This window comes from Arcicella gelida, from assembly GCF_034931025.1.
GTDB lineage: Bacteria > Bacteroidota > Bacteroidia > Cytophagales > Spirosomataceae > Arcicella > Arcicella gelida.
The window spans coordinates 52,482-65,917 of the sequence record NZ_JAYGIL010000006.1 but is presented as its reverse complement, the minus strand read 5'-3'; the positions used below and the strand labels follow the sequence as shown (position 1 = coordinate 65,917).

The 13,436-nt window shown below is 33.2% G+C and carries 13 protein-coding genes and 1 tRNA gene; 8 read left to right on the top strand and 6 right to left on the bottom strand.

Annotation, left to right across the window (positions count from 1 at the left end; all coding sequences use genetic code 11):
* Positions 1 to 20 precede the first annotated feature (20 nt).
* Complete coding sequence (locus VB776_RS06485; protein WP_323327204.1) at positions 21 to 323, bottom strand: hypothetical protein; 303 nt, start codon at positions 321 to 323, stop codon at positions 21 to 23.
* A gap of 669 nt (positions 324 to 992) precedes the next feature.
* Between VB776_RS06485 and VB776_RS06480 the strand changes: the two genes are divergently transcribed.
* Positions 993 to 1,595: a hypothetical protein gene (locus VB776_RS06480; RefSeq protein WP_323327202.1), complete on the top strand. Its 603-nt coding sequence runs from the start codon at positions 993 to 995 to the stop codon at positions 1,593 to 1,595.
* Positions 1,596 to 1,714: 119 nt separating this feature from the next.
* Here VB776_RS06480 and VB776_RS06475 read toward each other — a convergent pair whose 3' ends face one another.
* The gene (locus tag VB776_RS06475; RefSeq protein WP_323327199.1) at positions 1,715 to 2,101 is read right to left on the bottom strand and encodes a helix-turn-helix domain-containing protein; all 387 of its coding nucleotides are present in this window, start codon (positions 2,099 to 2,101) and stop codon (positions 1,715 to 1,717) included.
* 128 nt (positions 2,102 to 2,229) lie between these two features.
* On the opposite strand from VB776_RS06475, the gene VB776_RS06470 reads away from it, so the two are divergent.
* From VB776_RS06470 to VB776_RS06445, 6 genes are all read left to right on the top strand, one after another.
* Positions 2,230 to 2,460, top strand: coding sequence for a hypothetical protein (locus VB776_RS06470; RefSeq protein WP_323327197.1), 231 nt, complete (start codon positions 2,230 to 2,232; stop codon positions 2,458 to 2,460).
* Positions 2,457 to 3,755: a site-specific integrase gene (locus tag VB776_RS06465; protein WP_323327195.1), complete on the top strand. Its 1,299-nt coding sequence runs from the start codon at positions 2,457 to 2,459 to the stop codon at positions 3,753 to 3,755. The genes VB776_RS06470 and VB776_RS06465 overlap by 4 nt, the downstream gene beginning before the upstream one ends.
* A gap of 4 nt (positions 3,756 to 3,759) precedes the next feature.
* Positions 3,760 to 3,993 (top strand): hypothetical protein, encoded by a 234-nt coding sequence (locus VB776_RS06460; protein ID WP_323327193.1) that lies wholly within the window; start codon positions 3,760 to 3,762, stop codon positions 3,991 to 3,993.
* A 62-nt stretch (positions 3,994 to 4,055) separates the two neighbouring features.
* Positions 4,056 to 5,210: a hypothetical protein gene (locus VB776_RS06455; protein WP_323327191.1), complete on the top strand. Its 1,155-nt coding sequence runs from the start codon at positions 4,056 to 4,058 to the stop codon at positions 5,208 to 5,210.
* A gap of 242 nt (positions 5,211 to 5,452) precedes the next feature.
* On the top strand, positions 5,453 to 6,316 hold the full coding sequence (locus VB776_RS06450; protein WP_323327189.1) for a toprim domain-containing protein: 864 nt from the start codon (positions 5,453 to 5,455) through the stop codon (positions 6,314 to 6,316).
* Positions 6,313 to 6,537: a hypothetical protein gene (locus VB776_RS06445; protein WP_323327187.1), complete on the top strand. Its 225-nt coding sequence runs from the start codon at positions 6,313 to 6,315 to the stop codon at positions 6,535 to 6,537. Before VB776_RS06450 ends, VB776_RS06445 begins: the two co-directional genes overlap by 4 nt.
* Positions 6,538 to 6,891: 354 nt before the next feature.
* Here VB776_RS06445 and VB776_RS06440 read toward each other — a convergent pair.
* The 4 genes from VB776_RS06440 to VB776_RS06425 all read right to left on the bottom strand — a co-directional run bounded on the left by VB776_RS06440 (position 6,892) and on the right by VB776_RS06425 (position 12,245).
* Positions 6,892 to 6,964: transfer RNA gene (locus VB776_RS06440), tRNA-Thr, on the bottom strand.
* A gap of 206 nt (positions 6,965 to 7,170) precedes the next feature.
* Positions 7,171 to 9,162, bottom strand: coding sequence for a DUF349 domain-containing protein (locus VB776_RS06435; protein WP_323327185.1), 1,992 nt, complete (start codon positions 9,160 to 9,162; stop codon positions 7,171 to 7,173).
* 321 nt (positions 9,163 to 9,483) lie between these two features.
* A complete protein-coding gene (locus tag VB776_RS06430) occupies positions 9,484 to 10,833 on the bottom strand; it encodes a methyltransferase RsmF C-terminal domain-like protein (RefSeq protein ID WP_323327184.1) in 1,350 nt (449 codons plus the stop codon).
* Positions 10,834 to 10,925: 92 nt separating this feature from the next.
* Entirely contained in the window at positions 10,926 to 12,245 is a 1,320-nt protein-coding gene (locus tag VB776_RS06425; protein ID WP_323327182.1) for a vanadium-dependent haloperoxidase, read from the bottom strand.
* Positions 12,246 to 12,492: 247 nt separating this feature from the next.
* Between VB776_RS06425 and VB776_RS06420 the strand changes: the two genes are divergently transcribed.
* Positions 12,493 to 13,434: an NAD(P)/FAD-dependent oxidoreductase gene (locus VB776_RS06420; RefSeq protein ID WP_323327180.1), complete on the top strand. Its 942-nt coding sequence runs from the start codon at positions 12,493 to 12,495 to the stop codon at positions 13,432 to 13,434.
* The last annotated feature ends 2 nt before the right edge of the window (positions 13,435 to 13,436 follow it).

Here is a 13,436-nt window from a genome sequence, read left to right as displayed (position 1 = left end):
TTGTATTTGAATAGCTAAGGCTAGTTCTTTTTATCGAAATTTACTCTTTCGCCAGGAAGTGTATATTTGAATTTAGTTTTTCCTGATTTTTTATCTTTTTTACCATTGAATTTCTTATTTCCTTTTACAGGATTCCACGGCCAATGTTTCTTGGTAGTTGTCCAAGAGAATGCAGCTCTTGGTCTAAAAGTTCCACCCTCATGTTTGTGTTCGGCAGAAACCCTACAATTTTTCTCAGGACAACGCTTCGCCCAAAGACATCCCGATAAAGTAAAACAGAGAATTAAGAAAAGGAAAAAGTAGTAAAAAGGATTATATTTCATCAGCGTTGAGTTTGCCAGACAAAAATACATTATTTTGAACCATAACGAAAAAAGGGAAGGTGAGATTTGGGTACAAAAATTAAGAGAATCTAATTTGTACCTAAATTATAAAAGCAAAAAACCCTTCATACGCCATGTATGAAGGGTTTTTGTAATGTTAGAGCCTTCTATCGGGGTTGAATGTACTCTCTTTTTATTAGTTAATCATGTTGATAATTAAGCCATTAAAAAAACTGACCTCAAATGAGTACCCGATTTAGTACCCGATATAGTGAAAATCCATTTCAAAAATAGACTAATAATTTAAAATATACCTGGCCCATTAATTATCTTGAAAATGTGCCTTAATTATCTTGAATAACCCATTTTTACTTATTTTATTAGTTTCTCAGGTACTCATTTTTTTTGTACCTGATTTAGATACATAATTTGATTTGACAGTATTTTTTATGTTCTGAAGTATCAAAGTTTTCTTTGGCACTGCCAGTCGAAATTTATCTTTCTTTCAGGAGGTAAGTTAAGTCATATTAATTTCCTAAAAAGATTGTTTTTGATTAAATTTGATTGTTTTTGATTGTTTTCTATTTGTGATAAGATTTTAAGCTTAGAAATGAATTGATAACTATCTAAACACTATCAATTTATTTTAACTTAAACATATTTTATTTTATGGCAGATGTAATACATTTTGGTTTAAACCCTCCTGATAATTCGGGCAATTGGGTTAAAGGTTTGGGTAACACTTGGTTGCCTAAAACATTAGGAGGTTCAACTTTTACCGTTCCTTCTGGTTTTCAAAATGATACTTACTTTACAGGGCTTTTGTCACCTACTGTTTACAGTCAAACATTAGACAAGCTAACTGTAAATAATATCAACAATGCGAAGGCAAAAGCTAAAGAGTTCGGGGATACAGCTGTAGGCGGGTTCTTGAATCAAGTTTTATTGTATGGTTCTCAGTTTGTGGAATTGGCAACAAAAGCAAAGGTTTTGATTAATCCAACATTACCAATCTCTTACGAAAACTTGGATAAAGAAGCACTTGCAAAAGCCAACGAACAGGGAGTATTTGATAAAACTTACGTTGGCACTGGTTATCGTTCAAATAACGGTAACAACTCTAACGGACAAACTAACTCCGCTTTTTTAGGTATTGATTTTTCTAAGCCCTTAACATGGGTAGTTATTTTAGTTGTAGTTATAGGTATTAAAATGATTTTCTTTAGCCAAAATCCAGAGTATAGACCTGTTGAGGTTACAAGACGAATATAAAGAAGCCAAAAATGAAATATTTGTGAACAAAAAGACTATTTAAAAACCCGCTCCACGGTTGTAGAGCGGGTTTTTTGTGCTTTTACCCTTCGGTTTTATCTTTTCTTTTTGCCGTGTACCTATTGGTTTATCTGGGAGTCGGTAGTTCCTTTTTTATCAGAATCAACTTTTTTAAAGGTGTTTAATCTTTCTTTTAATTCATCCATTATCAGAGTAAAATTTTCTAATTTGCTTTCTAAATAATTATATTTTTCTTTAAGTTGTTGTGTCTCAGTATCCAAATTAGATTGCCCCTTAAATGCTTTTTCTTCTATAAGTATTTCAAATATTGATACATTTAAAATTTCTGCAATTTCATATAATCTATTTACGGTTAACTCAACAATACCCCTTTCTATTTTGCTGTAATTGTTTTGAGCAAATCCAAGCTTATCAGCCATTTCCTGTTGGCTAATACCTTTCTCTGTCCTTATTCTCTTAATGTTAAGTAAAAAATGCTTTTCCATGTATGCAATTTACAAATATACTTTGTAAGAATAAAGTACTCCTATAAAGTAAATAATTATGCTTTATAGGTTTGGATAATATTATTCAATAGTTATATTTGTGATAATAATTCTTAAAAGGTATAATTATGAATAAAAGTTTTAGAGAAACACGGCTTTTGCCAATAGTGCAGAGCTATGAGAAAAAATTAGGTTTTACATTTAAGCCTAATAAAACGACCTACGAAAGATTAGGGATTAACCGTAAAAGATTGGGAATGTTACTTTCTGGTGATGCAAAAACACCCTTAACATCCAATGAGATTTCTGTATTGTCAAAGTTTTTCGGAGTAACAGCAAATGAATTTTTTAACCAATGAGCCATAAAAAAGCCCCGTATCTACTAGGAATAGATTCGGGGCGTAATGGTTCAATTAATCTTGTAAAGCAAATGAACAAAGCAAAGTTAGCAGTTTCAAGCAACAAAGTAAAGAAACGTACCTCAACGTTTACCGTAACGTTCAGAGAAAGAGAAAACGCCTCTAGTGTATCAATAAACGCTAGGCTTTCTTATGATGGTAAGACCTTTGATAAATTCACCGGGATAAAGTGTAATAGAGGTGAATTTAAGAATGGTCAAGTAAAGGGCAATCCAGAAATCAATTCCCTTCTAAAATCCTATGAAAACAACCTGCATAATGCTTTTGTAAGGCTTAAAGATAGGGGTGAAGGTATTGACTTACAGCGTATTGCGATTTGTATGTTTGGTGCGTCGGTTGTTGCCGAAGCACCAAAATTACTTGATGCCATTGACAGGTATTTGCAAGCCTACTATTTTGATAAGGGTAACGACTTTTCAAAGATAACGAAGGCTAAAAACAAAAGATATGGCAATCATTTAAAGCAATGGGCAAAGTCATTTTTTGGGCGTGAAGGCATTGCACTTGCTGAAATAAAACCAGCTCATGAGTTAGAGATTATCAAATATATGAAGTCTCAAAGGCAATCACAGCACAATTACGCAACTATGCACGTACAATGGCTTAAACGAGTTTACGACTTTGCAATTGCTAATGAATGGGTTCTTAGGAATCCTTTTATGGGTTTTAGTCCAAGATACGACAAAGTCAAAATCATGTACCTAACTCAAAAAGAAGTAAAGAGGTTAGAGGAATTGAAGTTAAGCAAAGGCAGTCTTTACGATAGAGTAAGGGACTTTTTTTTGTTTTCCTGCTATACTGGTTTGAGCTACATGGATTTGGTAAACGTATCATCCAGCCATATAAAAACAGATGATGACGGCTTTAAATATCTTGAAATACCACGTCTTAAAACGGATGTTATAGCCATCATTCCACTACTACGTAAACCGCTTGAAATAATTGAAAAGTACGGTACTGGAGATAATCAAGAAAAGCTTTTTACTGTACCCACTAATCAAGCCGTAAACAGGACATTAAAAGAGCTTGCAGAGATAGCGGAACTTTCAATAAAGCCAAACTTTCATTTAGCACGCAAAACCTGTGCTACGCTCCTGATGAGTGAAGGAATACAAGCGACAATAGTACAACGTGTTTTAGGTCATTCGTCGCTAAGTACCACATTAAACCATTACGGCAAAATAGAAGCCAAACCAATAATAGATTCATTTAAAAACAAATTCAAAAACGATTAAGAAGATGAATATTGACGATAACACTAACGAACTAATATTGAATACATTATACAAGAAAATTGGCGTATATGAGATTTTGGTTGATACTATGCTTGGAAACATTTCTTTGCTCGAAGAGCGAATAAAAGAGCTTACAGAAAGATTGAAATACCAAGAAAAACACATTGATATTTTAGAAAGTACTTTAGATGATTACGATAGATTAGAGAGCGGTTATCACAAACAATATTTTAACTAAAAAGAAAGCCACTGTTTCCCGAAAACAGTGGCTTTTAATACGTAAACACGACTACCAAAATCATGCACAAAGATACAGAAATAGACCAAGAAAGCAAGCAGAATATAAGTAAATCAACTGATTTGCAGGTGATTAAATATGATTTGAATGATATTGAAAAACTTAGGGTTAGGCAATCTAATCAGTATTCAGACATGAAGCCTGTTATAAGAGTTGGAGAATCAACATTTGGCGTAACTGGTGATATATCCTTTATTTCTGGTTTACCCAAAGCAGGTAAATCAACAATCACAAGATTTATGATTGCTACGGCTTTAATGAAAGAAGTTCCTGAAAGCTGTGATACAATTTCGATACGTTCAGAGTATTGCAAGGGTAGAAAGGTAATTTATCTTGATACAGAACAAAACCCCTCAGATACTAAGAAAATGATTAATTCTATACTTGAAATATCAGGACTAAAACAAGAGCCTGAAAACCTCATTGTATTGAATCTTAGAGAGTGTAACCATTCCGAAAACATGGACTACTTAAAAACTCTTTTCCACTACTATAATGACGCTTATTTATGGATAATTGACGGCGTTACGGATTTTCTACCAAGTGCCAACGATGAGACAGCCAGCAACGAAATTATAAGATATTTAATGAAAATGAGTTCCCAAAATGATACTTGTATTGTTTGCCTTATACATGAAAACGGAGGGGGGAGTAATGGCAAAATGAGAGGTCATATAGGAAGTGAATCCGCCCGAAAATGTCAGGGTGCTATTTCTATTAAGTACGAAGAAGAAAAGAAAGTACATTCAATAACATCAACGTTTCTAAGAAATTCAAAGAGAATAGACCCCATTTATTGGCACTTTAACGAAAAAGGTAAACCAGTGTCTTGCAGTGCTGAAATTATAGAAAAAATTGAAAAGTTATCAGAGGACAAAGATTTAAGCAAAAAGTATGAGTATGTACAAATACTCGATGAAGTTTATAAAAATATCAAGGGTGTAGGTTTACAAAGTGATGAACTCAAAAGGCAAATATCTATTCATGCACCAAAACCAAAAACAAGCATTTCAAAAGATGGCATACGAAAGAGAAATGATAGACTTTTTGAAGGTATAACCAAAAGTACACTACTAAGAATTGAGGATGAAAAGAGAGACGGAATAGAAAAAAAGATTTATTACTATGAAAGCCCCAATCCAGAACTTAAATTTTAATTTTTTTTGGTACTTTTTTTATGTTTCCGCCCGTGCCTGTATATGGACGGACGGACAGATATATATAAAGGTGTCCGTTGTCCGTCCGTCCGCCTTTTGTTGTTGTAATTTTCCGATAAACAGGCATAGAAACAAATAAGCGGACGGACGGACACTTTACATATATGCCCCCCCTTTTGTCCGTCCGTTTGTCCGTCCGCCTTAAACTCCATTCAAAACTTAGTATTTCCGCAAAAAGAAAAATGAAAATATCCGATTTAAAGCAATTCCCAATTATTGATTATTTACAAAGTTTAGGTTTAGAGCCTGTTAAATCCAGCGGTAAAGAATTGGTTTACTATTCGTCCAAAACCAATGAAAAAAGCCCGTCATTTTTTGTCAATCCAAACAAGAATGTATTTTTTGATTATTCCAGCAATGAGAGCGGGGACATTATCCGATTAGTACAGTACTTGAATGATTTTGATTTTACAACCGCCTGTAAGCACTTGGAAACTATAGTAAACGGTTCTGTTTTTCAACCTAATGAAAATTCCTTTTCTTTTTGCAGAAAATCCCCTGATAGCACCATAAACACTATATCAATCAATACGGTAAAGCCTTTACAAGCTAATTCATTGATAAGTTATTGTGAAGGTCGAAAGATACCTTTTCAGATTGCTTACAAATACCTTAAAGAGGTTCATTACACCAATAACAATAAATCTTATTACTCATTAGGGTTTGTTAATGATAAGGGAGGTTTTGAACTGAGAAATCAACATTTTAAAGGATGCACCACACCAAAAGGAATAACAACTTTTGAAGTTCCAGAAAGCAAAGACATTTATCTATTTGAAGGTTTTTTCGATTTACTTTCAGCATTCGCACATTTTGGCACTTCTAAGCACTCTAATACTATAATCGTGTTAAACTCTATAGTCAACATTGAAAAAGCGAAAGAACGCCTAAAGGAAGCACAAAAAATACATTGTTTTTTGGATAGAGATAATCAGGGAACGAAAGCAGTTGAAAAGCTATCAGAAAGCTTTCAGATAATTGACAGGTCAAAAATTTATGATGGGTATAAAGATTTTAATGAATTTTTAATTGAAAAAGCAAAATGAAGAAGAATAAAATTTTTTGGAACAAAACAGACATTTGTACAATGTTGGATATTAGAACCGTAATGTTAGAATCTTATTTATCTGATGCCTGTAAAGCACTTATAAACCTGAAAAGTGGACAGCAAAGATTTAGAGATATTGAGGTTATTATAATACTTGAAGATGTTTTTCCAGCTAAAACACAAGCTGAAATACTCCAAATGATAGGATATGAAAGATAAATACTACCTGAAACAAGGCTGAAAGTATTCTGAATTAAACCAGAAATAAACCTGAATTTTCTCTGAAATTGTCTGAAATAGTTCTGAATGGATTTTGAAAATCCTGAAAGTGTTCTGAAATATTTCTGAAAATCCTGAAATCACTCTGAAATTAACATTTATAAAAAGCTGAAAAGCACCTGAAAGAAAGTATTAGTCAAATAAATCATACCAAAATTGAAGGATAAAAAAATATTATAGTGATTGATTAATTTGGTTCTGAGGTACTGAAAAAACGAGTACCCGAATTAGTACCTCAGTTTTAAAGCAAAAAACCCTTCATACGCCATGTATGAAGGGTTTTTATAATTTTTGAGCCTTCTATCGGGATCGAACCAATGACCTACTGATTACAAGTCAGTTGCTCTACCAGCTGAGCTAAGAAGGCTTTTCTCAACGATTAGAGAGATGTTCTTCGTTTATCGTGATGCAAAATTAGTAGGTTTTGTATTACTGTGCAAACGTTTTGAAAAGAAATTTTTAACATTTTCTTAAACTTTTTTGCAAGTTTCTGAATTTCAAAAGATTAAGAGGTGAATTTTTTTTCAAAAAAAACAGGGCTAATGATTAAATTAGCCCTGTTTTGGTGATTTTTCATCTTTCAGCTTCTCTGATTATTTTAATTTGATGTTTCAAATCTGCTAAATCTTTTGCCGCTTTTTGAATTTTTGCTTCAACATCTTGGCGAAGCTTGTCCGCATTTTTAGATTTTGCGAAAAATTCTAAGTTATTTCTGTAAACTGCAATGTCATTTTCAATGGTCTGCATTTTACGACGAATGTCATTTTCTTTACGAATCAAATCTTTTGGCGACTCTCCGTGTGCCCTCACCATTTCAACTTCATTCTGTAAACTCAATTGCTCACGTTCTCTACCAGAAAGTTTTGCCATTGCACTTACGTATTTATTGATGGCATTGATATAACGTTTTCCGATATTCTGCATCTCCTTTTTAGGAACAAAACCTATTGCCGACCACTGTGCTTTAAATTCAGCTAATCTTGCTGTTTCAGCACCTTCAGAAGCTTCTTTTTCGATTTGTTCACAAAGTGCAATTTTGTTCACTAAATTAGCTTCAAACTCTTTTTCTAACGTTTGATTTTTTGCTCTTTTTAAATTGAAGAAAGTATCACAAACGTTTTTGAATTTACTGTAAATGACATCTTTTTCTTTTTCAGGAACATGACCAATCTCACGGAATTCTTTTTGTAAACGAATTACAGTATTGGTAGCTTCTTGAGATTCATCTTCATTGGCTAATAATGCTTCTACTTCTTCAATAATTGCATTTTTAGCTTTTAGATTTTCTTCTCTTTTGATTTCTAGTAAACGGAAAAACTCAGTTTTGTTTCTAAAAAATGTTTTAATATCCGACCAAAATTTATCACTTAATTCTTTGCCTTTTTCTTTAGGCATAAAACCTTTGATATTATTCCATTGGTCTTGTAAAGCTAAAAGTGCTTTGGTGCGGTCGTTCCATTCAGTAATTGAAGCGGAGTTGAAGCTTGCGAAAGGCTGAATAAGCTCTGCAATTGAAGTTTTCAAAGCGAATACTTGTTCTGCTTCTGCTTTTGATGCTTCTAATTGTTCACGACGTTTACCGTAAATAATATCCAAAGCATCTTTTACTCTTTGCCAAATAAGCTCGTTTTCTTCTTTTGGTGCTGGTCCAACGTGCTTATACTCTTCAAAAGTTGCTACAGCTTCATCCAACATTTTACCAGTAACGTTTTCTGTTTTCGACGTTTCTGCTATTCTTTCGATTTTGCTACACAACTCAATTTTGTGTTGAAGGTTACGCTTGCGGTCAAGTTCTAATAACTCAAAATAAATACTACGATTACTGTAAAATCTATCAACTAAAGCGTGAAATGTCTGCCAAAGAGTATTATTGTGTGGCGAATTTACATTTCCAGCAGTTTTCCATTCTTCTTGAATTTTCTTAAATTCATTAAAACCAGATTTGATATGAGCTGGGTCGCTACTGTCTTCGCCTTCAACCAAAGTACGAAGACGATTAATCAATACAGTTTTTTGACTGAAATTCTTATCTTTTTCTTTTTCGATGTTGGCAAAATACTTTGAACGTTCTTCTTTAATAGCTTTAAAAAGCGTATCAAATTGTTCACTTGTAGTGTCTAGCTTAAATTCGAATCCATCTTCAGAACCTTCGTTAGCTTCTTTAAATTTAGCAAGTGCTTCTGCTTTTTCTGCACTTTTGATTTGCTCAAATAATGGTCTAACTTCTTTCAAAGTATCTTCAGATTTTCTGAAAATACCTACTGAAGGATTTTCTTTTACTTCTGCCAATACTTTCTCTAAAGTTTTTACAAAATCTGCTTTTTGAAAGCTAGAATAATCAATTGCTTGGATTTCAATTGTTTCTGTCTCTTCAATTGTTTCAAGTACCGCTGATACAAGAATAGGCTCAGGTGTTACTTCAGAGATTGTTTCAATGGGTTCAGGGGTTGCTGCAACCTCAAGAATAGATACTTCTTCCGCTTGTGTGTTGGCTACGGATTCTGTTACTTCGATAGCTTGTGCTTCGATTTCTTCTTTAATTTCTTTTGCTTCTTCGTTAATCATGCGTTCTTTTGACAGCCGCTCTACAAATCAGGATTTAATAAGATTAGAGTCGGCTGTTACATTTGAGATAAACATTTAACAATCAGGTTTTTCAACCTGCTGACAGACAATTAATGATTGTTGGTTTGAATTTATTACTAAAAATAATGAATTTAAAATTCAATCATTAAAAGAAAATATCAAATTCTCTTGATGAGTTTTTTAGGTAATTTTTTTGTTTAATTACTTCACAAAGAATTTGCTACAAAAATAAGTAAAATACTTACAAACAAAGCTCAATAATCATCTTTTCACAGAATCCTTGTCGCTTTTTTAGGAAGATTAAGCTTCTTTACTCGAAATTCTCAGCTCTTTTGGGTAATAATTGTTGATTCTATTAGGAAGAATTTTCGCCCAACCTAGTCCAAAGTCTTTAAAAGTCATTAAAGACCAGCCTTTTATCACTTCTTCCAAAACAAATTCCTCTCTTCTTAAGTACTTGTTTGCTTCTTCTGGACTTAGTTCAACTTTGTTTGTTTTTTGGGATAAAAATATGCTCATAGCAAGCTCATGGTCAGGAATTAAATCTTTATTAGACAGTTTTCCGATTTTTGTGCCTACTTTCCTAAGATTAAAATTAAACTGAATTAAATTGATTGCATGTTCGTGTGTTGGATTGATTAAAAAATAATCTCCATTTTTTTCAAACCAAGTATGAGTATCGATGTCTTCTATCCAATTTCTGAAAATTTCCCGTTCAGTTCTACGATTATTATTTTTGATGGGTTTTCCAGAACGAATAAATACTTCTTTTTCAGAAGATTTTTTTTTGAAAGCTGTGATAAAAAAACCTTCACCTTTTACTTGGTCAGGAAAAAGTCTATACGAACCTTCGGAAATTATTGCTCCTCCAAGCAAGTCGGTATTTTTTGCTGTCAAATGTTCAGCATTAAAAGTAGTTTCTATCCAATCTACAATATCTTCATTTTCTTCTTTAGAATATGATGAAGTTGAATAAATTAGAATTCCACCTTGTTTTAAGCTAGACCAAGCATCACTAATTATTTTCTTTTGTTTCAACGCCCAAGTGCTAACATTAGCGACCGACCATTCTTTTAAAATATTGGGGTCTTTTCTAAACAAACCTGAACTCGAACTTGGTGCATCAATCACTAATACGTCAAAGAAACCAAAAAGTCGCATGAAATCTTTTGGGTCATTATTAGTCACAATGGCGTTCATTGTACCCCATTTTGTCAGATTATCACTCAGATGATTACTTCTAGTTTGAATAACATCATTACTGATTAATAAAGAATCTGGTGTTAGTAAACTGGCAATTAATGTGCTAGTTCCACCAGGTGCTGCACATAAATCAAGTACTTTTAAATCTTGAGATAAATCGACTGTGTTTTTCAAAATTTGTTCTAAGTACATTGAACTTGCTTCTTGAACAAAAAAAGTACCTGCATGATAAAGTGGATTCAATGAAAAGTCGCTTCGAGAGGATAGATATTTTCCATAATTAGACCAAATTACGGGAGCTTCATCAATAAAAAAATCAGAATTTTTAAATGGATTTATACGGATAGAAGTAGGAGAAACTTCATTTTCATGGGCTTTAATAAAGGTACTTTCATTAAAACCTTGAATGTTTTGCAATGAATTAATTAATGTTTGGGGGACTTTCATAAAGTGAAATTACACAAAAAAGCCAAACTGACGAAAGTTTGGCTTCTTGCTTATAGATTTCAATGTTTAAAAACGCTTGGAAAGGATTCTGATTATTTAGTTTTTATTTTCCCAACAATCCAATTTCCTACTTTTCTACCTTGTACTAAACCGTTGTCTAAAGCTGGACGGAAATGAATACCGCCATATAAACGGCTGATAGAAGCTTCGTCGGCTGCTTGTTTGAAAGAGGTAAATTTACGTACAGGTAAACCGTAAGGAATTTCTGTAGAATCTGCAAAAGCAATATTATCTCCTAGAATTGATGATAATGCCACCGACGCAGCTCCAGAAATTACAGAATGTCCAGAAGTATATTCTGGGAAAGGTGGCGTTTGTAGTACTGGCTGCCAATCTTTATCAATATTTGCATTGATAACACTTTCTGGACGAATACGAACTGAACGATATTTTTCTGTCCAACAAGAAATAAATCCATCAAAAACTGCCACTGAAGTCATTAAATAAGCCTGAGCTGTTTTGTAAATATCAGCATTTGTGTTACGGCTTACTTGCGAAACAATTCCCATCCAGTGTCCACCAGGAGATACTTTCTTGGTAGCAAACATAGCGTGCCCTGTAATATTCATTTTGAAAGGATTACAATCCCAGAAATTACAAATAGCTCTTTGTTCGTCCGTTAGGTTTTTAACAGTATAATAGCAATCCATTACTTCATTATAGTAAGCACTTCCTTTTGTTAAATCAAATTTTGAAGGTGCTGGCGGAGGAAATTGAGCAGAAGAATCTAAGGTGTAAGAGCGAATTTTTTGCCAATTTGGTTCAACAGCATCCATATAAGCAGGAGGCGTTGGCACCCAAGTTCCTACTTTATTAGTTACCGTAAAACGGAAACCACGAGTTTGTTTGTAATTATCCTTTTTAGAATAATTCATGATAGAAGCCGCTACAGAATCACCAAAAGCAATTGAATTGTCAAAAACCTCTTCAGGCATTCCAGTTGCTTTGTATTCTTCCCAAAGTTTTTTCTCGAAATCTACATAAACATCTTGGGCAAAAGTAAGGTTTTTGCCAATGGTTAAAAATGCTCTAGTAGCCGCCAATGGGTAGCAATATTGTTTACTTGAATCTGGTTGATAAACTTTTTCAAAACCATTGAATTGTCCAACCATTGATTTTAACCCTTTGTTTGCAGGAACAAGCGCTTCATAAGCCGCCAATGAAGCATAGCTATAAATACGACTTGAAACTGGTGGGGCAAAAATATCATGAATGATTGATTCAGTAACTTGTAACTGTGTTTTTCTTAGGAACTCAGGATTTTCAGCGGCTTGTTTCCAACTACCGTCATCTTTTTTACAACTGAATAATAAAGTAATGCACGATAATATCAGTAGAATGTTTTTGTTCATTGTTTGGGTTTTAAAATGGTAAATCAAAATTACAAAACTTTTTTTCCTAAAAAATGGAAATTATTAATTTTAAGGATGATTTTTATCTTTTTTTTAATTATTCTGATAATGGTCATGAAAATTGACAAGCTAAATTGCCTCTAATTATGTCTTTAGGCTTGTTTTTAGTTAACAGCTGATTATTCTGTAAATTTTAAAACATAAAGCTTTTTTTGAAGTTCACTAATAGAATCAAATTATAAAAACGTTGAAAATACTTATTGTTGGTGCAGGAATGGCGGGACTTTCAGCCGCTAGAATTTTAGCAAAATATCATGAAGTAACTGTTGTTGATAAAGGCAGAGGAGTAGGAGGAAGAATGGCTACTCGAAAAATTGGCGATTGCCAAGCAGATCATGGAGCACAATATTTTTCTGTACAATCAGATGATTTTCAAAGTTTAATTAACCAATTGCTTACCGAAAATGTTGTTTCAACATGGCAATTAGCACAACGAACAAATATCCGTTATTTTGGAAGTAAAGGAATGAAAACAATTCCAAAGAAAATGGCGGAAAATATCAATGTGATTCTCAATGAAAAAGTAAGTGAAATTGTTAATAACAAGCTTCTCACAGAAAGTGGAAATGAATACTTTTTCGACCAATTAATTCTAACACAGCCTGTTCCACAAATTCAAGAATTATTAAAGCAATCATCAATGCTTATTTCTGCTAAAGATGAATCTGCCTTGAATGGTATTAAATATGAGCCTTGTATCGCTGTAATGACTGTTTTAAATCAAGTAACAGAAATCCCAAGTGGCGGAATAATGCTGGAAAATCAACCTGTAGCTTGGATTGCTGATAATTTCCAGAAAGGAATATCGGACAAACCTTGCGTTACTCTTCATGCTTCGGCTGATTTTAGTACGGAGAATTTAGAAGGAGATTTAAACGGAATTGCTCAAAAAATGCTTGAATCTGTAGAAGAATTTATTCCAAAATCATCCATCGAAACTTTTCAAGTACATCGTTGGCGATACAGTTTGGCATCAAGTCGTTATCCTACAAGTTTTTATCAATTTGATGACAAAGCTATTTTTATGGCAGGCGACGGCTTTGGTATTGGAAATGTTGAAGGTGCATTTTTATCAGGTTTAAAGGTAGCTGAATTTATTGTAGAAAAATCTCTTAAAACTGCTAGATAATT

Coding starts and splice junctions, on each gene's coding strand:
- VB776_RS06455 (WP_323327191.1), top strand. CDS start 4,056: ATGCACAAAGATACAGAAATAGACCAAGAAAGCAAGCAGAATATAAGT.
- VB776_RS06465 (WP_323327195.1), top strand. CDS start 2,457: ATGAGCCATAAAAAAGCCCCGTATCTACTAGGAATAGATTCGGGGCGT.
- VB776_RS06445 (WP_323327187.1), top strand. CDS start 6,313: ATGAAGAAGAATAAAATTTTTTGGAACAAAACAGACATTTGTACAATG.
- VB776_RS06425 (WP_323327182.1), bottom strand. CDS start 12,245: ATGAACAAAAACATTCTACTGATATTATCGTGCATTACTTTATTATTC.
- VB776_RS06470 (WP_323327197.1), top strand. CDS start 2,230: ATGAATAAAAGTTTTAGAGAAACACGGCTTTTGCCAATAGTGCAGAGC.
- VB776_RS06480 (WP_323327202.1), top strand. CDS start 993: ATGGCAGATGTAATACATTTTGGTTTAAACCCTCCTGATAATTCGGGC.
- VB776_RS06435 (WP_323327185.1), bottom strand. CDS start 9,162: ATGATTAACGAAGAAGCAAAAGAAATTAAAGAAGAAATCGAAGCACAA.
- VB776_RS06450 (WP_323327189.1), top strand. CDS start 5,453: ATGAAAATATCCGATTTAAAGCAATTCCCAATTATTGATTATTTACAA.
- VB776_RS06460 (WP_323327193.1), top strand. CDS start 3,760: ATGAATATTGACGATAACACTAACGAACTAATATTGAATACATTATAC.
- VB776_RS06475 (WP_323327199.1), bottom strand. CDS start 2,101: ATGGAAAAGCATTTTTTACTTAACATTAAGAGAATAAGGACAGAGAAA.
- VB776_RS06485 (WP_323327204.1), bottom strand. CDS start 323: ATGAAATATAATCCTTTTTACTACTTTTTCCTTTTCTTAATTCTCTGT.
- VB776_RS06430 (WP_323327184.1), bottom strand. CDS start 10,833: ATGAAAGTCCCCCAAACATTAATTAATTCATTGCAAAACATTCAAGGT.